Raw genomic sequence first — 18,144 nt, 5'->3', positions numbered from 1 at the left:
CTCACCGCGGGGACCAGGCGGCGATCCGCTCGCGCACCCAGGCGGCCACCGGGCCGACCCCTTCGGGGCCGCGCAGCGACTGGAAGGCGACGGGGAGTTCGCCGCGCTGTGCGGCGGCGTCGCGGGCCATCCGGTCGAGGTCGGAGCCGACGTGGGGGGCGAGGTCGGTCTTGTTGACGACGAGGAGGTCGGCGGTGGTGACGCCGGGGCCGCCCTTGCGGGGGATGTCGTCCCCGCCGGCCACGTCGATGACGAAGATCTGGGCGTCGACGAGTCCGCGGGAGAAGGTGGCGGTGAGGTTGTCCCCGCCGGACTCGACGAGGATCAGGTCCAGTCGGCCGTTGTCCCGGAAGGCGTCCTCCAGTTCCTCCACGGCCTCCAGGTTGGCGGAGATGTCGTCGCGGATGGCGGTGTGCGGGCAGGCCCCCGTCTCGACGGCGGTGATCCGCTCGGGCGGCAGGACGGCCTCGCGGAGCAGGAACTCGGCGTCCTCGCGGGTGTAGATGTCGTTGGTGACGACGGCCATGGACAGTTCGGTGCGCAGCGCACGGCACAGGGCGGCGACGGTGGCCGTCTTGCCGGAGCCGACGGGTCCGCCGAGTCCGATGCGCAGGGCCCGCCGGGTGCCGTCCGGCCGAAGGGGATCGGCGCTGTGGGTGTGCCGGTGGGGGTGGGCCACGGCGTGGTCGAGGTGCATGGGGGGTGTCTCCTTCAAGAGGCCAGGAGGCCAGGAGGTCGGGACGTCGGGAGGTCAGGGGGTCAGGAAGCGAAGAGGCGGACCGGCCAGTCGGCATGGACCTCCGCCGAGATGTCCAGCAGCGGGGAGGAGGCCGCGGGCAGCGCGTCCGGGCCCTGCGAGCGGGCCCTCAGAGCGGCCCGCTCCGCCCGGGCCGCGACGGCGTCGAGCTCGGGGGCGAGCCGGGCCAGCACCCCGCTCGCCTCGAAGGGGTCCAGGCCCAGCAGCCGCACGGTCGCGGTGGCGGGCCCGCCGACGCTCTCGTACGCCGCCACGTGCGCGGCGTCCCCGGGCCCGAGCCCGGCCGCCCGGGCGGTGACGCCGAGCACCACGGGCTGGTGGGCGCCGCGCGGGAACGCCGCGGCCAGGGCGTCGAGTTCGGCGGCGGGCCAGGTGGCCCGGGCGGCGCGCATCAGCTGCCGCCCGAGCCGCCGGGTCGCGGTGCGCAGCGCCGGCGAGGGGGTACGGGCGTCGGCGGCGGCGTCGAGCACGGCCGGGTCGAGCCCGAGGGCGGCGGCCGCGGCGAGCGCGGCGGCGGTGAGGCCGGCGGTGTGCAGCCGGCCCCGGCAGAAGTCCTCCAGGGTGGCGGCGTCATGGATCCGGCCCGCCTTGCAGGCGGCCTCGGCCCCGCCGGAGTGGGCGTGGCCCCCGGCAGGGAAGCGGCCGTCGGCGAGGACGAGCAGCGCGGCGCGGCTCATCGGCAGGGACCTCTTCTCAGAACAGGAAATAGCGCTGGGCCATGGGCAGTTCCGCCGCGGGCGCCGGTTCCACGGCCTCCCCGTCGATGGTGACGGTGAAGGTGTCGGCGTCGACCTCGACCCTCGGCAGGGCGTCGTTGTTCCGCATGTCGGCCTTGCTCAGCTCGCGGGTGCTCTCGATGGCCACGAACTGCTTGCCCAGTCCGAGCCGTTCGGGCAGTCCGTCGTCGAGGGCGGCCTGCGCGGTGAAGTTCAGGGAGTTCAGGCCGGGCGCGCGGCCGTGGCTGCCGAACATGGGCCGGGGCAGGACGGGCTGCGGCGTGGGGATGGAGGCGTTGGCGTCGCCCATCTGCGCGTAGGCGATCTGGCCGCCCTTGATGACGAGTTCGGGCTTGACTCCGAAGAAGGCCGGGTTCCACAGCACGAGGTCGGCGAGTTTGCCGGTCTCGACCGAGCCGATCTCGCGGGCGAGCCCCTGGGCCACGGCGGGGTTGATCGTGTACTTGGCGACGTAGCGTCGGGCCCGGTGGTTGTCGGCGGGGCCGTCGCCGGGGAGGAAGCCGCGGCGCTTCTTCATCACGTGGGCGGTCTGCCAGGTGCGCAGCACGACCTCGCCGACGCGGCCCATGGCCTGGGAGTCGGAGGAGATGATCGAGATGGCCCCGAGGTCGTGGAGGATGTCCTCGGCGGCGATGGTCGAGGGGCGGATCCGCGATTCGGCGAAGGCGAGGTCCTCGGGGACGGCCGGGTTGAGGTGGTGGCAGACCATCAGCATGTCGAGGTGTTCCTCGACGGTGTTGACGGTGTGCGGCCGGGTGGGGTTCGTGGAGCTGGGCAGGATGTTGGGCTCGGAGACCACGGTGATGATGTCGGGGGCGTGCCCGCCGCCCGCGCCCTCGGTGTGGTAGGAGTGGATGGTCCGCCCGGCGATGGCGGCGAGCGTGTCGGCGACGAAGCCGGCCTCGTTGAGGGTGTCGGTGTGGATGGCGACCTGGGCGCCGGTCTCCTCGCACACCCGGAGGCAGGCGTCGATGACGGCGGGGGTGGCCCCCCAGTCCTCGTGGATCTTGAATCCAAGGGCGCCGCCGCGCAGTTGGGAGTACATCCCCTCGCGGGACATGGTGTTGCCCTTGCCGAGCAGGCCGATGTTGACCGGGTAGGCCTCCAGCGCCGCGAACATCCGGGCAAGGTGCCAGGGCCCGGGGGTGACGGTGGTGGCCTTGCTCCCTTCGGCCGGTCCGGTGCCGCCGCCGACGAGGGTGGTGATCCCCGAGGCGAGCGCCTCCTCGATGATCGTCGGGGAGATGAAGTGCACGTGGGCGTCGATGGCGCCGGCGGTGACGATCTTCCCGTTGCCGGCGATGATCTCGGTCTCGGGTCCGATGACCAGGGCGGGGTCGACCCCGTCCATGGTGTCGGGGTTGCCCGCCTTGCCGATGCCGCAGATCCGGCCGTCGCGGATGCCGAGGTCGGCCTTGACGATGCCCCAGTGGTCGAGGACGACGACCCCGGTGATCACGGTGTCGGGGGCGCCCTCGGCCCGGGTGGTACGGGCCTGTCCCATGGATTCGCGGATGACCTTGCCGCCGCCGAAGACGGCCTCGTCGCCGGCCCGCCCGGGGCCGCCGCTGAGGTCCTCCTCGATCCGGACGAAGAGGTCGGTGTCGGCGAGCCGGATCCGGTCACCGGCCGTCGGCCCGAAGAGGTCGGCGTACACCTGCCGGGAGAGCTCAGCCATCGAGCGGCCCTCCGGTCTCGCCGCGCAGCCCCGGCACCGTACGCAGTCCGCCCAGCGGTACGAGTTCCACCGCGACCGGGATGCCCGGCTCGAAGCGGACGGCCGTACCGGCGGCGATGTTGAGACGCAGCCCGCGGGCGGCGGGGCGGTCGAAGTCGAGGCCGGGATTGGCCTCGGCGAAGTGGTAGTGGGAGCCGACCTGGACCGGCCGGTCGGCGGCGTTGAGTACGGTGAGACGGGTGACGGGACGGCCCTCGTTGAGGGGTACCGGGCCGTCCCCGAAGGCGATTTCGCCGGGGATCATGCGGGGGTACTCCGTTTCAGACGATCGGGTCGTGGACCGTGACGAGCTTGGTGCCGTCCGGGAAGGTCGCTTCGACCTGGACGTCGTGGATCATCTCGGGGATGCCCTCCATGACCTCCTCGCGGGTCAGGACGGTGCGGCCCGAGGCCATCAGCTCGGCCACGGTCCGGCCGTCGCGGGCCCCCTCCAGGAGGTGCGACGTGATCAGCGCGACCGCCTCCGGATGGTTGAGGCGGACCCCGCGCGCCCGTCGCTTCTCGGCCACGTCCGCGGCCACGTGGATGAGCAGTCTTTCCTGCTCGTGCGGTGTCAGTTGCACTCGTATCACCAAGCTTCCGGGACAAGATCAACATGGAGCGGGGCGACCCTATCGAGCTTCAACACTTTGTTGACCTGCGCATATCCGAACCGACCGAGTCTTGCCCAACGCCGGGCAAGACTTTCCGCCCCGACCACCACGGCTTTACCGGATCATGGATGATCATTGGCGGTCGAACGTGGCCGCCACGCTAAGCGCTCTGCTTTACCGCTGAGTTAACCCACGTTTCGGGCAGGTACCCGGTTCAACTCCGGTGCGCCGCGGGCCCGATTCCGTATACGGCTCCGCACGCGGATTCCCCATCGAGGAGACAGATGTTCGTCAACCCCGTCCGGCACATCACCTTCGACGCCCTCGACCCCTACCGGGTCGCCGAGTTCTGGTCCGCGGTGACCGGCTTCACCTTCCACCCCGACGACGTCGAGGGGGACGACGAGGTCATGCTGGAGTCCGGCCGGCCCGAGGTGCCGGGCCTGCTGTTCATCCGGGTCCCGGACGCCAAGTCCGTGAAGAACCGGGTCCACCTGGACATCCAGCCGCCCGCCGGCACCCGGGACGAGACCGTCGAGCGCCTGATCGGGCTCGGCGCGAAGCTCGTGGACGACCGCCGCGACGCGGACGGTGTCGCGGGCTGGGTCGTGCTCGCCGACCCCGAGGGCAACGAGCTGTGCATCGAACGCAGCGCGGTCGAACGCGGCCTCGCCTGAGCGGCAGCCGCCTCCGGGGCCGAGCCCCCGTCCGGCTCCGGGCCTCCGTCCGGGTCCGGGCCGCGGTCCCGCAGGTCAGCGGCCGGTGGCGCTCCGCGCCGGGGCCCCGACGCTCCAGGGCAGCGCGATCCACACCGTCTTGCCGCCGTCCTCGGTCGGGGTGACCGAGAGCCGGCCGCCGGCCTCCGCCGTCAGCCAGCGGATGATGACCATGCCCCGGCCGTTGTCCTGCTGGACGGCGGCCGGGAGCCGCTTGGGCCAGCGCGGATGGCTGTCGGTCACCCCGACGCGCAACCACTCCTGGCGCTCCAGCCGGACGTCGACGGTGAAGGTGGGCGACTGGCCGAAAGTGTGCTGCACGGCGTTGGTGGCGAGTTCCGAGACGATCAGCCGGACGCTGTCCGCGGTGTCGGCGTCATCGGGGAGTCCCCACTCGCCCAGTACCTCCGCGACATAGCGCCGGGCAGTGGCGACCGAGGCGGGATCGCTCGGCAGAGTGACGGATGCTTCCTGGTGATCTGCCATGGCGACGGTCCCTTTCCCACCGGGGCGAAAAGCCCCGGATCTGTGCTGGACGCCAGAGTGCCACCCATCGTGCCGTCACATCTGCCTTTCCCCCAAGATATGCATATATCTGTCGCTCGTTGCGGTGAACTCTGCTACGGAAGAGCGTATTTGGACGGCAGACTGGTGCGAGCTGTGCCGGTGGAAGGAGGCGGGTGTGCAGCACGGTCCCGCGGTGCGCCGACGCAAGCTCGGCGAGGAACTGCGTGCCCTGCGTGACCGGTCCGGACTCACCAGTGGTGAGGCGGCCCGGATCATGGGATGGCACCAGTCGAAGATCAGCCGCATCGAGACAGGCCGCAGCGGCGTGAAGCCGGAGGACATCCGGCTCCTGCTCGACGCCTACGGGGAGATCGTGAGCCCGGAGCAGCGCGCGCTGCTGGAGGCGCTGTCGGCCTCGGCCGCCGGCCCCGGGCCATCGGGCGACACCGGGCGCGGGCGCCAGTGGTGGCACGACTACCGGGGGCTGCTGCCGCAGGAGTACCGGGACTTCATCAGCCTGGAGGCGGGGGCCAGATCGGCCCGCACGGTGGAGCTGTCCGTGGTGCCGGGGCTGCTGCAGACCCCCGGGTACGCGCGGGCCGTGACCCGGGCCGCGCTGGGCGGGCTGCCGGAGCCGAAGGTGGACGCGCTGGTCGACGTACGGCTGGCCCGGCAGTCGGTGCTGCGGGCCGATCCCCCGCTGGAGCTGAGCGCCGTACTGGACGAGGCGGTGCTGCGCCGGCAGATCGGCGGCCCCGGGGTGATGGCCGAGCAATTGCGACACCTGGCGGAGGTGTCGAAACTGCCGCAAGTACGCCTGCAAGTACTTCCGTTCAGCGTCGGAGGGCATCTCGGCCTGACCGGACCGTTCGTCATTTTTTCATTTCCGGACATCGCTGATCTGGATGTGGTGGTACTCGACCATTTGACGAGTAGCCTCTATCTGGAGCGGAAGGAAGACCTTGAGGCGTACGGCGCCGCGTTCCGCACCATCCAGGCGCACGCCCTCCCGCCCCAGGACTCGTCGGATCTCATCAGCTCACTCGCTGACGACGCGTAAGGAGGCACCCCCGTGTCCGCAACCCCCTTATCCAACAGCGGACTTCTGATCAGCGCGCGGTGGCGGCGGAGCAGCCGCAGCACCGGAATGAACAACTGCGTGGAAGCGGCCGTCCTGGACGGCGGTCTGCTGGCCGTCCGTGACTCCAAGCGGACGGACGGCCCGGCCGTGCTCTTCACCGGGCCCGCCTGGACCGGCTTCCTCGCCTCGGTACGGGCCGGCGCGCACGCGTAGCCCCGTCCGGAACCCCCCGGGAACGCCCTGGACCCGGGAACGCCCAGCACACGGGAAACGCCCGGGACCCCGGCCGATACGGCCTACCGGCCCTGGCCGTCCGTGGCTCCCGCGGGTGCGGTCGCCAGGATCGTCCCGACCGCCCGATCGATCTCGTCCCCCGTGAGATCGGCCCGGGCGGTCAGCCGCAGCCGGGAGATGCCGTCCGGCACCGACGGCGGGCGGAAGCACCCCACGAACAGACCCGCCTCGCGGCAGTCGGCGGCCCAGCGCAGTGCCGCCGACGCCGACGGGGCCCGTACCGACACCACGGCCGCGTCCGGCCGGGCCGCGGTCAGGCCGGACGCGGTGAGCCGCCCGAACAGCTGGGCGGCCACCTCGCGGGCGCGGTCCGCGCGCTCCGGTTCGCGCTGGAGCAGGCGCAGGCTCGCCAGCGCCGCTCCGGCGGCGGCCGGGGCCAGTCCGGTGTCGAAGATGAAGGTGCGCGCGGTGTTGACCAGGTGCCTGATCACCCTGGCCGGGCCGAGCACGGCTCCGCCCTGGCTGCCCAGGGACTTCGAGAGGGTCAGGGTGGCGACCACATAGGGCGCGCCCGCGAGCCCGGCCGCGTGCAGCGCGCCGCGGCCGCCCTCGCCCAGGACACCCAGCCCGTGGGCGTCGTCGACGACCAGGGCCGCGCGCTCGTCCCGGCAGGCGGCGGCGTACTCGGCGAGCGGGGCGGCGTCCCCGTCCACGGAGAACACCGAGTCGCTGACCAGCAGGGCCCGGCCCTCGTGCGCGGCGAGCGTCTTGCGGGCGGTGTCCGGGTCGGCGTGCGGGACCACGGCGGTCTCGGCGCGCGAGAGCCGGCAGCCGTCGACGATCGAGGCATGGTTCCCGGCGTCGGACACGACCAGCGTGCCCCGGCCGCTGAGCGCGGTGACGGCGGCGAGATTGGCCGCGTATCCCGAGGACAGCACGAGCGCGGCCTCGAAACCGCAGAAAGCGGCGAGCTCCCGCTCGAGCTCGGTGTGGAGCTCGGTCGTACCCGTCACCAGCCGGGAACCGGTGGCTCCGGCGCCCCAGCGCTCGGCCGCCTCCTGCGCTCCCCGGACGGTCTCGGGGTGCCGGGACAGGCCGAGGTAGTCGTTGCTCGCGAGGTCCAGCAGCGGCGACACCGGCGGCCGGGGGCGCAGCGTACGGACGAGGCCGGCCTCCTCCCGCGCGCGCTCCGCGTCGTCGATCCACGCGAAGACGTCCACCGGGTCGGGAGTGAGCTGGGGCATCGGCACGTCCTCGTGTTTTGTCGGCAGTCCACAGACCTGCCCCGACCCTAGCTCGCGGGGCCGCTGCGCCAGGTGTGGTGATACACACACACCCATCCGGCCATGTTGTGCGATCTCTCCTTGGCCGGGAGCGGGGGTGTGGGACAGGATCTGGTCCATGGACCTGCTGAACACCCTGGTGGACAAGGGGCTGCGGCGCGAGCTGCCGACCCGCGAAGAAGCGCTCGCCGTACTGGCGACTTCTGACGACGAACTGCTCGACGTGGTGGCCGCGGCCGGCAAGGTGCGCCGCCAGTGGTTCGGGCGTCGCGTCAAGCTGAACTACCTGGTCAACCTGAAGTCGGGCCTGTGCCCCGAGGACTGCTCCTACTGTTCCCAGCGCCTGGGGTCGACGGCCGGGATCCTCAAGTACACGTGGCTGAAGCCCGAGGAGGCCTCCCAGGCCGCCGCCGCCGGTGTCGCGGGCGGCGCGAAGCGGGTCTGCCTGGTCGCGAGCGGCCGCGGGCCGACGGACCGGGACGTGGACCGCGTCGGCAAGACGATCGCGGCGATCAAGGAGCAGAACGAGGGCGTCGAGGTCTGCGCGTGCCTCGGCCTGCTCTCGGACGGCCAGGCGGAGCGGCTGCGGGACGCGGGCGCGGACGCCTACAACCACAACCTCAACACCTCCGAGGCCACGTACGGGCAGATCACCAAGACCCACACCTACGCGGACCGCGTGGACACCGTCCAGAAGGCGCACGGCGCCGGTCTGTCCGCGTGCTCCGGTCTGATCGCGGGCATGGGCGAGAGCGACGAGGACCTGGTCGACGTCGTCTTCTCGCTGCGCGAGCTGGACGCGGACTCGGTGCCGGTCAACTTCCTGATCCCGTTCGAGGGCACCCCGCTGGCCAAGGAGTGGAACCTCACCCCGCAGCGCTGCCTGCGCATCCTCGCGATGGCGCGGTTCGTCTGCCCCGACGTCGAGGTCCGCCTCGCGGGCGGGCGCGAGGTGCACCTGCGCTCGATGCAGCCGCTGGCCCTGCACATCGTCAACTCGATCTTCCTCGGCGACTACCTGACCAGTGAGGGCCAGGCAGGTCAGGCCGACCTCGACATGATCGCGGACGCCGGTTTCGAGGTGGAGGGCGCCGGTACGTCGACCCTTCCCGCGCACCGCTCCGACGTCGCGGCCGCCGCCACCGGCGGGGGCTGCGGTTCGAACGGCGGCGCCTCGCTCTGCGGTTCGGGCGCGCCCGCCGAGGGCGAAGAGGCCGCGGGCTGCGGCTCGGCCTGCGGCGGCTGCTCCGGCCACGCGCCGGCGGCCCGGACGCCCGCACCGGTCCAGGCCGAGGCCGGCGAGGTCCGTCCGGAGCTGGTGGCGGTCCGCCGGCGCGGCGCGGGGACGGACGTCGCGCCCAATGCCTGACCAGCGTGCTCCGCTGTCGGCCGGCGCGGAACTGCTCGCGCTGGACCGGCAGCACGTCTGGCACCCGTACGGTCCGATGCCCGGGCGGCAGGAGCCGCTGGTCATCGCCTCCGCCTCGGGGGTGCGACTGCGGCTGGCCGACCCGTCCCAGGGACACGGTCACGAAGAGCTGGTCGACGGCATGTCCTCGTGGTGGTCGGCGATCCACGGTTACAACCACCCGGTGCTCAACGAGGCGGCCACCGCGCAGCTGGGTCTGATGTCGCACGTGATGTTCGGCGGGCTCACCCATGAGCCCGCCGTCCGGCTCGCCGCGAAGCTCGTCGAGATCACCCCGGCGGGGCTGGAGCACGTCTTCCTCTCCGACTCGGGCTCGGTGTCCGTCGAGGTCGCGGTCAAGATGTGCCTGCAGTACTGGCGTTCGCTGGGGCGGACGGGCAAGACCCGGCTGCTGACCTGGCGCGGCGGCTACCACGGGGACACCTGGCAGCCGATGGCCGTGTGCGACCCCGAGGGCGGGATGCACGAGCTGTGGCAGGGTCACCTCCCGCGGCAGGTCTTCGCGGACGCGCCGCCCGGCGGTTTCGACGCGCCCGTGGACCCGGCGTACGCCGACCACCTGCGCGCGACGGTCTCCGCGCACGCGGACGAGCTGGCCGCGGTCATCGTGGAGCCGGTGGTGCAGGGCGCGGGCGGCATGCGCTTCCACCACCCCGGCTACCTGAGGGTGCTGCGCGAGCTGTGCGACGAGTACGAGGTCCTGCTGATCCTGGACGAGATCGCCACGGGCTTCGGCCGTACGGGCGCGCTCTTCGCCGCCGATCACGCGGGGATCACCCCGGACGTGATGTGCCTGGGCAAGTCGCTGACCGGCGGCTACCTCACCCTGGCGGCCACCCTGTGCACGCCGCGGGTGGCGGACGGCATCTCCCAGGGCGAGGTCCCGGTGCTGGCGCACGGGCCGACCTTCATGGGCAACCCGCTGGCCACGGCCGTGGCCCTGGCCTCGATCGAGCTGCTGCTCGGCCGGGACTGGGCGACCGACGTCAAGCGGATCGAGGCGGGGCTGCGCGAGGGCCTGTCGGCCGCGGCCGGCATCCCCGGGGTGAGGGACGTACGCGTCCTGGGCGCCATCGGCGTGGTCCAGCTCGACCACGAGATCGACGTGGTGGCGGCCACCCGGGCGGCGGTGCGCGAGGGCGTGTGGGTACGGCCGTTCCGGGACCTGATCTATGTGATGCCGCCGTTCGTGACCGACGACGAGGACGTGGCCCGTATCTGCCGTGCGGTGTGCGCGGCGGCGCAGGAAGGCTGAGATGCTGCGATGACCGTACTGATGGTGTCCGGGACGGGCACCGAGATCGGCAAGACGGTGGTCACGTCGGCGATCGCGGCTGCCGCGGTCGCCGCCGGGCGCTCGGTGGCGGTGCTCAAGCCCGCGCAGACGGGTGTGGGCCCGCAGGAGCCGGGGGACGCCGCGGAGGCGGTCCGGCTGGCCGGGCCCTCCGTCACGGCGGTGGAACTGGCCCGCTATCCGGAGCCCTTGGCCCCGGACACGGCGGCCCGCCGCTCGGGGCTGGCGACGCTCGCCCCGGCGCAGATCGCGGAGGCCGCCCAACGGCTCTCGCTGGACCACGACCTGGTCCTGGTGGAGGGCGCGGGCGGGCTGCTCGTCCGCTTCGACGAGGCGGGCAACACGCTGGCCGACGCGGCCCGCCTGCTGGGCGCGCCGACGCTGATCGTCGCCCCGGCGGGTCTCGGCACGCTCAACTCCACCACCCTCACGGCGGAGGCCCTGCGGGCGCGGGACCTGACCCCGCTGGGCGTGGTGGTCGGCAGCTGGCCGCAGAGCCCGGACCTCGCGGCGCGGTGCAACCTGGCGGACCTGTCGAAGTCCTCGGGCCTGCCGCTGCTGGGCGCGGTGCCGGAGGGCTCCGGGAACCTCGCGCCGGACCGTTTCCGCACGGCGGCCCCGTCCTGGCTGGCCCCGACCCTGTCGGGCACCTGGTCGGCGGAATCCTTCCTCTCCACCTGGTCCCCCCAGCCCTTCACCGAACCCAGCCCCGCCAGCGTGTGAGGCGCGGGGCCCCGCTCTCTCAGCCCCGCCGGCGTTTGAGGGGGGGTCCGGGGCGGAGCCCCGAGTCCTTGAGGTGCGGCCGCCCGACCACGGACGGCCGCACCCACCGGCCCAGGCACGGGCACGGGCACGGGCACCCGCGGCTAGGTTCTGTCTCTTTGGTCAGCGTCGGGTCCAGATGAGGATGCCGGCGAGGTGGAGTGCGGCCTGGTAGGCGATGGCGAGCTTGTCGGTTCGTGTGGCCAGGCCGCGCCACTGCTTGAGCCGGTTGATGCAGCGTTCGACCGTGTTCCGCTGCTTGTAGACCTCTCGGTCAAAGCCAGGCGGGCGGCCGCCTCGGTGGCCTCGCCGCAGGCGGTGGCCGATCTGGTCGGACGGCTGCGGGATGACCGCGCGGATGCCCCGGCGTCGCAGGTGGCTGCGGATGGCTCGGGAGGAGTAGGCCCGGTCGGCCAGAACGACGAAGGGGCGGGTCCGCGGCCTGCCCGTGCCTCTGCGGGGCACCCGGATGCGGGCCATCACCGTCTCGAAGGCGGGTGCGTCACCGGCCTGGCCTGCGGTGACGGTGAATGCCAGCGGCCGTGCCCCACCGTCCGCGGCCAGGTGAACCTTGGTGCTCAGCCCGCCGCGTGAGCGTCCGAGCGCGTGATCGGAGGGCTCGCCGGAGCGGGCCGCCCCCTTTTGCGTGCGCCGGCCGCGTGCTGGTGGGCCCGGACGACCGTGGAGTCCACTGACACGGTCCAGTCGATGTCGTCGTCGGCGTCCGCCGCTGCCAGGACGGAGGCGAGGATTTTCTCCCAGGTGCCGTCGACGGCCCATCTGAGCAGTCGTTTGTGAGCGGTCTGGAACGACCCGAGCTCGTCGGGCAGGTCCCGCCAGGGCGAGCTCGTGCGGTACTTCCAAGCGATGGCCTCAAGGGTGCGGCGGTGGTCGGCCCACCGCCGGCCGCGGACCGGATCGGCCGGCATCAGCGGCTCGATCCGGCCCCACATCGCATCAGTGATCACTAATCGGACAGACACATCCGATCAACTGACCAACCCATCAAAGAGACACGCTCTAGCGAAACGGCTTCACCCACCGCGTCCACCGCTCCTCGGGCCGGTAGCCCCACCGCGCCGCGCACCCGGTGCACCCGCTCGTTGCGGCTCCGCCAAAAGAATGATCCGTTCCCTTTGCTCGTCCTTTACCATGTGGTGAAAGGTCCCTCTTGAGCGAAAGGTGTGAGCGTCCGCCCATGGGCGAGCCTCCCGGTCCACGACATACGCGTGCGCGACATCGCGCGGTCCCCCTCCTCCTGGCCGACCATGGGACGGAGGTGATCGACCGATGACCGAGGTGCTCCTGCTCGTCGTGGCACTGCTGCTCTGCCTTGCCTGCGGAGTCTTCGTCGCGGCGGAGTTCTCGCTCACGACCGTCGAGCGCAGCGAGCTCGAACGGGCCGTCGAGCGCGGCGAGCGCGGCGCCGACAGCGCCCTCGCCGCCGTCCGCACCCTGACGTTCCAGCTCTCCGGCGCCCAGCTCGGCATCACCGTCACCGGCCTGGTCATCGGCATGATCTCCAAGCCGTCGATCTCCGCCCTGCTCCAGGGCCCCTTCGAGGCGATGGGCCTGTCGGCCGGCACCGCCTCCAGCGCCGCCCTGATCCTCGGCACCGCGATCTCGACCGTCGTCCTGATGGTCGTCGGCGAGCTGGTGCCCAAGAACTGGGCGATCTCCTCCCCGCTGGCGATCGCCAAGCGCGTGGCGACCACCCAGCGGGTCTTCAGCCGGGCCTTCAGACCGCTGATCAGCCACCTCAACAGCACCGCAAACCACTTGGTGCGCCGCTTCGGCATGGAGCCGACCGAGGAGCTGGCCTCCGCGCGCACCCCGCAGGAGCTGGTCGCCCTCGCGCGGCACTCCGCCAAGGCGGGCGCGCTGGAGAAGGACACGGCCGAGCTGTTCGTCCGGACCCTGAACCTCGCCGACCTGACCGCGGAGAACGTGATGACCCCGCGCGTGCAGGTGACCGCCCTCGACGTGCAGACCACCGCCGAGGACGTGGCGAACGCGACGCTGGCCACCGGCCTGTCCCGGTTCCCGGTCTACCGGGGCAGCCTCGACACAGTCGTCGGCATCGTCCACATCAAGGACGTCCTGGCCCTGCCGGCCGCGGAGCGCCGCCGCCGTCCCGTGTCGCAACTGCTGCGCGAGCCCCTCCTCGTACCGGAGTCGCTGACCGTGGACCGGCTGCTGGACCGGCTGTCCGGCAAGCAGACGATGGCCGTGGTCATCGACGAGTACGGCGGCACGGCCGGAGTGGCCACGCTGGAGGACATCGTCGAGGAGGTCGTCGGCGAGGTCCGTGACGAGCACGACCCGCACGAGACCCCGGACCTGGCCCCGGCCGGTACGGACGACTCCGGGCGCCTGCTCTACGCCGCCGATGGCGCGGCCCGCACCGACCAGCTCCGGCGGATCGGACTGCGCGTGCCGGACGGTCCGTACGAGACCCTGGCCGGCCTGATAGCGACCGTGCTCGGCCGGATCCCGGAGGTCGGAGACCGCATGGACCTGAACGGCTGGCAGCTCGACGTGGTGGACGCCGGCGGGCGACGGGCCGCGCGGGTGCTGCTGCACGCCCCGGCCGAGCCCACCGCGGGAACGGAGGAGGCCCGATGACCGTCATCCAGCTGTTGATCGGCCTGGCGACCCTCGTCGTCAACGCCTTCTTCGTCGGCGCGGAATTCGCGCTGATCTCGGTCCGGCGCAGCCAGATCGAACCGTACGCCGAGCAGGGCGACCGGCGGGCCCGCGCCGTCCTGTGGGGCCTGGAGCACGTGTCGGCGCTGATGGCGGCGGCCCAGCTGGGCATCACGCTGTGCACCCTGGTGCTGGGTGTGGTGGCCGAGCCGGCCATCGCGCATCTGCTGACCCCGCTGTTCGACCTCGTCGGCGTGCCGACGGGCGTGACCCACGCGGTCTCCTTCGTGGTGGCGCTGACGCTGGCGACGTACCTGCACATGCTCTTCGGCGAGATGCTGCCGAAGAATGTGGCGCTGTCCGAGCCCGTACGCACCGCGCTGCTGCTGGGGCCGCCGCTGGTGACCCTCACGCAGGTGCTGCGACCGGTGATCTTCGCGATCAACGCCTTCGCCAACACCCTGCTGCGGCTGCTGCGGGTGGAGGTGAAGGACGAGGTCGCGGCGACCTTCTCGGACGACGAGCTGGCGCGGATGGTCAAGGACTCCAGTGACGCGGGGCTCCTCGACGACCGGGCGAGCGAGCGCCTGCACGACGCCCTGGAGCTGGGCCGGCGGCCCGTGACCGATGTGGTGCTGCCCGCGGACCAGGTGGTCCCGGCCCGTGAGGGCATCACTCCGGCCGGGCTGGAGCTGCTGTCGGCCGAGTCCGGGTACTCCCGGTTCCCGGTGATCGACGCGCAGCACAAGATCCTGGGCTACCTGCACGTGAAGGACGCCCTGGACGCGGACGACGAGGAGCGCGACGAGCCGTTCCCGGTGACGGCGCTGCGGCCGATCGCCCAGGTGCGGGCGGAGACCCCGCTGGACGACGTGCTGACCGCCATGCGCCGCAGCCGTACGCACCTGGCGGCGGTCCTCGGGGCGGACGGCGCCATGACGGGTCTGGTGACGATGGAGGACGTACTGCGGGAGTTGTTCGGCAGGCCCGCGTCCGCCTGATCCTTCGAGGCGTGGGGTCCCCGGCCCTGCGGGGCCGCGGTACCGCGCGGTAACATCACTGCGCCATGGAGATGAATGCCTCTTACACCAGTTTTGTCGCGGTCGGCGACTCCTTCACCGAGGGCATGTCCGACCTGCTGCCGGACGGCTCCTACCGCGGATGGGCCGATCTGCTGGCCGCCCGTCTCGCCGCCCGGGAGCCGGGCTTCCGGTACGCGAACCTCGCGGTCCGCGGCAAGCTGATCGGCCAGATCGCCGAGGACCAGGTCCCGGTGGCCGCGGGGATGGGCGCCGACGTGGTGACGCTCGTGGGCGGGCTCAACGACGCCCTGCGCCCCAAGGTGGACATGGGCCGGGTCCGCGCCCACCTGGAGTCGGCCGTGGAACTCCTGGCCCCCTCCTGCAAGCGCCTCGTCCTGATGCGCTCCCCCGGACGCAACGGACCGGTGATGGAGCGTTTCCGGCCGCGCATGGAAGAGCTCTTCGCCACCATCGACGAGCTCGCCGCCCGGCACGGCGCCGTGGTGGTCGACCTCTACGGGGCCCCCGCGCTCGCCGACCCCCGGATGTGGGACGTCGACCGGCTGCACCTGACCGCCGAGGGCCACCGCCGGGTGGCGGAGGCCGTGTGGCAGGCGCTGGACCTGCCCGCCGAGCTGGACTGGCGCACCGAACTGGCCGCCACCGCTCCCCCCGGCTGGACCGTACGCCGGGCCCAGGACCTGAGCTTCGCCCGGCAGCACCTCCTGCCCTGGATCGGCCGCCGCCTCACGGGCCGCTCCTCCGGCGACGGCCGCCCGGCCAAGCGCCCCGAACTGCTGCCGTACGGGGACACCGCCTCGTAGCAAGGCACAATCCTGAGTGGTGGCCCTACCTGCGTAAACACACAGCCGTGGCCCAAGTAGAATCCCTCCACGTGACTGCCAAGCCCCGCATCCCCAATGTCCTGGCCGGCCGCTACGCCTCCGCGGAGCTCGCCGTCCTGTGGTCCCCCGAGTACAAGGTGACGCTGGAGCGGCGGCTGTGGCTCGCCGTGCTGCGCGCCCAGAAGGACCTCGGTATCGAGGTCCCGGACGAGGCCCTCGCCGACTACGAGCGCGTCCTCGAGACCGTCGACCTCGCCTCCATCGCCGAGCGCGAGAAGGTCACCCGCCACGACGTGAAGGCCCGTATCGAGGAGTTCAACGCCCTCGCCGGTCACGAGCACGTCCACAAGGGCATGACCTCCCGCGACCTGACCGAGAACGTCGAGCAGCTGCAGATCCGGCTCTCGCTGGAACTCGCGCGGGACCGCACGGTCGCCGTGCTCGCCCGCCTCGGCAAGCTGGCCGGCGAGCACGCCGAGCTGGTCATGGCCGGTCGCTCCCACAACGTGGCCGCGCAGGCCACCACGCTGGGCAAGCGCTTCGCCACCGCGGCCGACGAGCTGCTCGTGGCCTACGACCGTCTTGAGGACCTGCTGGGCCGCTACCCCCTGCGCGGCATCAAGGGCCCCGTGGGCACCGCCCAGGACATGCTCGACCTGCTCGGCGGTGACGCCGCCAAGCTCGCCGACCTGGAGCAGCGGATCGCCGCCCACCTCGGTTTCGCCCAGGCCTTCACCTCGGTCGGCCAGGTCTACCCGCGCTCGCTCGACTACGACGTGGTCACCGCGCTGGTGCAGCTGGCCGCCGCCCCCTCGTCGATCGCCAAGACCATCCGCCTGATGGCCGGCCACGAGCTGGTGACCGAGGGCTTCAAGCCCGGCCAGGTCGGCTCCTCCGCGATGCCGCACAAGATGAACACCCGCTCCTGCGAGCGTGTGAACGGCCTGATGGTCATCCTGCGCGGCTACGCCTCGATGACCGGCGAGCTGGCCGGTGACCAGTGGAACGAGGGCGACGTCTCCTGCTCCGTGGTCCGCCGCGTGGCCCTGCCGGACGCCTTCTTCGCCTTCGACGGCCTGCTGGAGACCTTCCTGACGGTCCTCGACGAGTTCGGCGCCTTCCCCGCCGTCGTCGCCCGCGAGCTGGACCGCTACCTGCCCTTCCTGGCGACCACCAAGGTCCTGATGGGCGCGGTGCGGGCCGGGGTGGGCCGCGAGGCCGCCCACGAGGTCATCAAGGAGCACGCGGTGGCCTCCGCGCTCGCCATGCGCGAGCAGGGCGCCGAGCGCAACGAGCTGCTGGACAAGCTGGCCGCCGACGAGCGGATGCCACTGGACCGGGCCCAGCTCGACGCGCTGATGGCCGACAAGCTGTCCTTCACGGGCGCCGCGGGCGACCAGGTCGCGGTGGTGGTCTCCCGTATCGAGGCGATCGCCAAGCAGCACCCGGAGGCCGCCGGGTACGCGCCGGGGTCGATCCTCTGACGCCCGACGAGCTGAACGCCGCCCGTGACCGCGTCCTCCCGGACGTGGTCGCGGGCGGTCTGCGTGTGCTGTTCTGCGGGATCAACCCGGGTCTCCTCTCCGCCGCGACGGGCCACCACTTCGCCCGCCCCGGCAATCGCTTCTGGCCTGTTCTGCATCTCTCGGGCTTCACCCCCCGCCGGCTTGACCCCGCGGAGCAGGAAGAGCTGCTGACCTACCGTCTCGGCATCACCAACGTCGTGGCCCGGGCCACGGCCCGCGCCGACGAACTGAGCGCCGAGGAGTTCCGCGAGGGCGGCCGCATCCTGACGGCCAAGGTGGAACTGCTGCGCCCCCAGTGGCTGGCAGTGGTCGGTGTCACGGCCTACCGCACCGCCTTCGGCGAGAGGAAGGCGCAGATCGGCCCCCAGGAACGGACCATCGGCTCCACCCGCGTCTGGGCCCTGCCCAACCCCAGCGGTCTCAACGCCCACTGGACCGCCGAGTCCATGGCCCAGGAGTACGCCCGCCTCCGCACCGCCGCCGAAGCCGCCGACACCCCCGAAGGCCAGGCACCTTAAGGCGGGTCGGTGACGGTGACCCCGGCCATCAGCTGGTAGGCGCCGTCGCAGGCCCACTGCGCCACGTAGAGCACGATCCAGTGGGCGCCGGCCCGCCACAGGTGCACGTGGTCGGTGCTGCTGCCCAGCTCGTCCCACGGCTGCGGTATCTCCTCCCCGGCGAACCCGCGGTCCCTCAGCGTCCCCAGGCCGAAGATCTGCGGCTCCCCCCACCGGTCGGTCGCGGCCTGCGCGAGCGCCCCGTACTCGGCACCGATCTGGTCGGCCTCCTCGATCCGGCCCGCAGCACCGTCGTCGTCCCAGAAGTCCCGTGTCCGGGCGAGCTGGACCAGGTGGAATCCCGGGCCGCTGCTGCTTCCTCCGGTCCGGACCGGCTCGGGCGGGAACTCCTTCTCCCGGAGCCGGTCGATCGTGTCGAGGTGCTCTGCCGTGGTCATACCGTCAGTATCCCGAGGG

Annotated in this window: 20 protein-coding genes; 11 read left to right on the top strand and 9 right to left on the bottom strand. The window is 72.3% G+C overall.

Going from position 1 to position 18,144, the window contains the following annotated elements:
* Position 1 precedes the first annotated feature (1 nt).
* The 5 genes from ureG to Sspor_RS34595 form a co-directional block, all read right to left on the bottom strand.
* Complete coding sequence (gene ureG, locus Sspor_RS34615; RefSeq protein ID WP_202202611.1) at positions 2-697, bottom strand: urease accessory protein UreG; 696 nt, start codon at positions 695-697, stop codon at positions 2-4.
* Between the two features lie 62 nt (positions 698-759).
* Positions 760-1,434: an urease accessory protein UreF gene (locus tag Sspor_RS34610; protein ID WP_202202610.1), complete on the bottom strand. Its 675-nt coding sequence runs from the start codon at positions 1,432-1,434 to the stop codon at positions 760-762.
* Positions 1,435-1,450: 16 nt separating this feature from the next.
* Positions 1,451-3,172 (bottom strand): urease subunit alpha, encoded by a 1,722-nt coding sequence (locus Sspor_RS34605; protein WP_202202609.1) that lies wholly within the window; start codon positions 3,170-3,172, stop codon positions 1,451-1,453.
* A complete protein-coding gene (locus Sspor_RS34600; RefSeq protein ID WP_202202608.1) occupies positions 3,165-3,476 on the bottom strand; it encodes an urease subunit beta in 312 nt (103 codons plus the stop codon). The genes Sspor_RS34605 and Sspor_RS34600 overlap by 8 nt, the downstream gene beginning before the upstream one ends.
* A gap of 16 nt (positions 3,477-3,492) precedes the next feature.
* A complete protein-coding gene (locus tag Sspor_RS34595) occupies positions 3,493-3,795 on the bottom strand; it encodes an urease subunit gamma (RefSeq protein WP_202202607.1) in 303 nt (100 codons plus the stop codon).
* Positions 3,796-4,109: 314 nt separating this feature from the next.
* Here Sspor_RS34595 and Sspor_RS34590 point away from each other — a divergent pair, with 314 nt between their 5' ends.
* Positions 4,110-4,502 carry a VOC family protein gene (locus Sspor_RS34590; RefSeq protein ID WP_202202606.1) on the top strand — a complete coding sequence of 131 codons (393 nt, stop codon included), beginning with the start codon at positions 4,110-4,112 and terminating at the stop codon, positions 4,500-4,502.
* A gap of 75 nt (positions 4,503-4,577) precedes the next feature.
* Here the strand turns inward: Sspor_RS34590 and Sspor_RS34585 are convergent, their stop codons facing one another.
* Positions 4,578-5,027: an ATP-binding protein gene (locus tag Sspor_RS34585; RefSeq protein ID WP_202202605.1), complete on the bottom strand. Its 450-nt coding sequence runs from the start codon at positions 5,025-5,027 to the stop codon at positions 4,578-4,580.
* A 196-nt stretch (positions 5,028-5,223) separates the two neighbouring features.
* Between Sspor_RS34585 and Sspor_RS34580 the strand changes: the two genes are divergently transcribed.
* Together Sspor_RS34580 and Sspor_RS34575 are read left to right on the top strand one after the other, a co-directional pair.
* Entirely contained in the window at positions 5,224-6,108 is an 885-nt protein-coding gene (locus Sspor_RS34580) for a helix-turn-helix domain-containing protein (protein ID WP_202202604.1), read from the top strand.
* A 12-nt stretch (positions 6,109-6,120) separates the two neighbouring features.
* Positions 6,121-6,342 (top strand): DUF397 domain-containing protein, encoded by a 222-nt coding sequence (locus Sspor_RS34575; protein ID WP_202202603.1) that lies wholly within the window; start codon positions 6,121-6,123, stop codon positions 6,340-6,342.
* An 83-nt stretch (positions 6,343-6,425) separates the two neighbouring features.
* On the opposite strand, the gene Sspor_RS34570 is transcribed toward Sspor_RS34575, so the two are convergent.
* Positions 6,426-7,607 (bottom strand): 8-amino-7-oxononanoate synthase, encoded by a 1,182-nt coding sequence (locus Sspor_RS34570; protein WP_202202602.1) that lies wholly within the window; start codon positions 7,605-7,607, stop codon positions 6,426-6,428.
* A gap of 157 nt (positions 7,608-7,764) precedes the next feature.
* Here Sspor_RS34570 and bioB point away from each other — a divergent pair, with 157 nt between their 5' ends.
* The 3 genes from bioB to bioD are packed head-to-tail and all read left to right on the top strand — an operon-like array spanning position 7,765 to position 11,092.
* Entirely contained in the window at positions 7,765-9,015 is a 1,251-nt protein-coding gene (bioB, locus tag Sspor_RS34565) for a biotin synthase BioB (protein ID WP_202202601.1), read from the top strand.
* The gene (locus tag Sspor_RS34560) at positions 9,008-10,330 is read left to right on the top strand and encodes an adenosylmethionine--8-amino-7-oxononanoate transaminase (protein ID WP_202202600.1); all 1,323 of its coding nucleotides are present in this window, start codon (positions 9,008-9,010) and stop codon (positions 10,328-10,330) included. The genes bioB and Sspor_RS34560 overlap by 8 nt, the downstream gene beginning before the upstream one ends.
* A gap of 9 nt (positions 10,331-10,339) precedes the next feature.
* Positions 10,340-11,092, top strand: a complete 753-nt coding sequence (gene bioD, locus Sspor_RS34555; RefSeq protein WP_202202599.1) for a dethiobiotin synthase — start codon at positions 10,340-10,342, stop codon at positions 11,090-11,092.
* 162 nt (positions 11,093-11,254) lie between these two features.
* On the opposite strand, the gene Sspor_RS34550 is transcribed toward bioD, so the two are convergent.
* A protein-coding gene (locus Sspor_RS34550) for an IS5 family transposase (RefSeq protein WP_371589749.1) occupies positions 11,255-12,084 on the bottom strand; the annotation gives its coding sequence in 2 pieces (ribosomal slippage) (positions 11,255-11,743 and positions 11,746-12,084; 828 coding nt in all).
* A gap of 337 nt (positions 12,085-12,421) precedes the next feature.
* On the opposite strand from Sspor_RS34550, the gene Sspor_RS34545 reads away from it, so the two are divergent.
* The 5 genes from Sspor_RS34545 (at position 12,422) to mug (ending at position 17,688) form a co-directional block, all read left to right on the top strand.
* On the top strand, positions 12,422-13,756 hold the full coding sequence (locus Sspor_RS34545) for a hemolysin family protein (protein ID WP_202202598.1): 1,335 nt from the start codon (positions 12,422-12,424) through the stop codon (positions 13,754-13,756).
* On the top strand, positions 13,753-14,778 hold the full coding sequence (locus tag Sspor_RS34540) for a hemolysin family protein (RefSeq protein WP_202202597.1): 1,026 nt from the start codon (positions 13,753-13,755) through the stop codon (positions 14,776-14,778). The genes Sspor_RS34545 and Sspor_RS34540 overlap by 4 nt, the downstream gene beginning before the upstream one ends.
* A gap of 65 nt (positions 14,779-14,843) precedes the next feature.
* A complete protein-coding gene (locus tag Sspor_RS34535) occupies positions 14,844-15,623 on the top strand; it encodes an SGNH/GDSL hydrolase family protein (protein ID WP_202202596.1) in 780 nt (259 codons plus the stop codon).
* Positions 15,624-15,694: 71 nt separating this feature from the next.
* A complete protein-coding gene (gene purB, locus Sspor_RS34530) occupies positions 15,695-17,128 on the top strand; it encodes an adenylosuccinate lyase (RefSeq protein WP_030008636.1) in 1,434 nt (477 codons plus the stop codon).
* A complete protein-coding gene (gene mug, locus Sspor_RS34525) occupies positions 17,125-17,688 on the top strand; it encodes a G/U mismatch-specific DNA glycosylase (RefSeq protein ID WP_202204040.1) in 564 nt (187 codons plus the stop codon). Before purB ends, mug begins: the two co-directional genes overlap by 4 nt.
* On the opposite strand, the gene Sspor_RS34520 is transcribed toward mug, so the two are convergent.
* Positions 17,685-18,125, bottom strand: coding sequence for a hypothetical protein (locus Sspor_RS34520; RefSeq protein ID WP_202202595.1), 441 nt, complete (start codon positions 18,123-18,125; stop codon positions 17,685-17,687). The genes mug and Sspor_RS34520 overlap by 4 nt on opposite strands.
* Positions 18,126-18,144: the final 19 nt, after the last annotated feature.

Origin of the sequence: Streptomyces spororaveus (genome assembly GCF_016755875.1) — a bacterium.
Classification (GTDB): Bacteria; Actinomycetota; Actinomycetes; order Streptomycetales; family Streptomycetaceae; genus Streptomyces; species Streptomyces spororaveus.
This window is presented reverse-complemented; position numbering and strand designations above follow the sequence as displayed.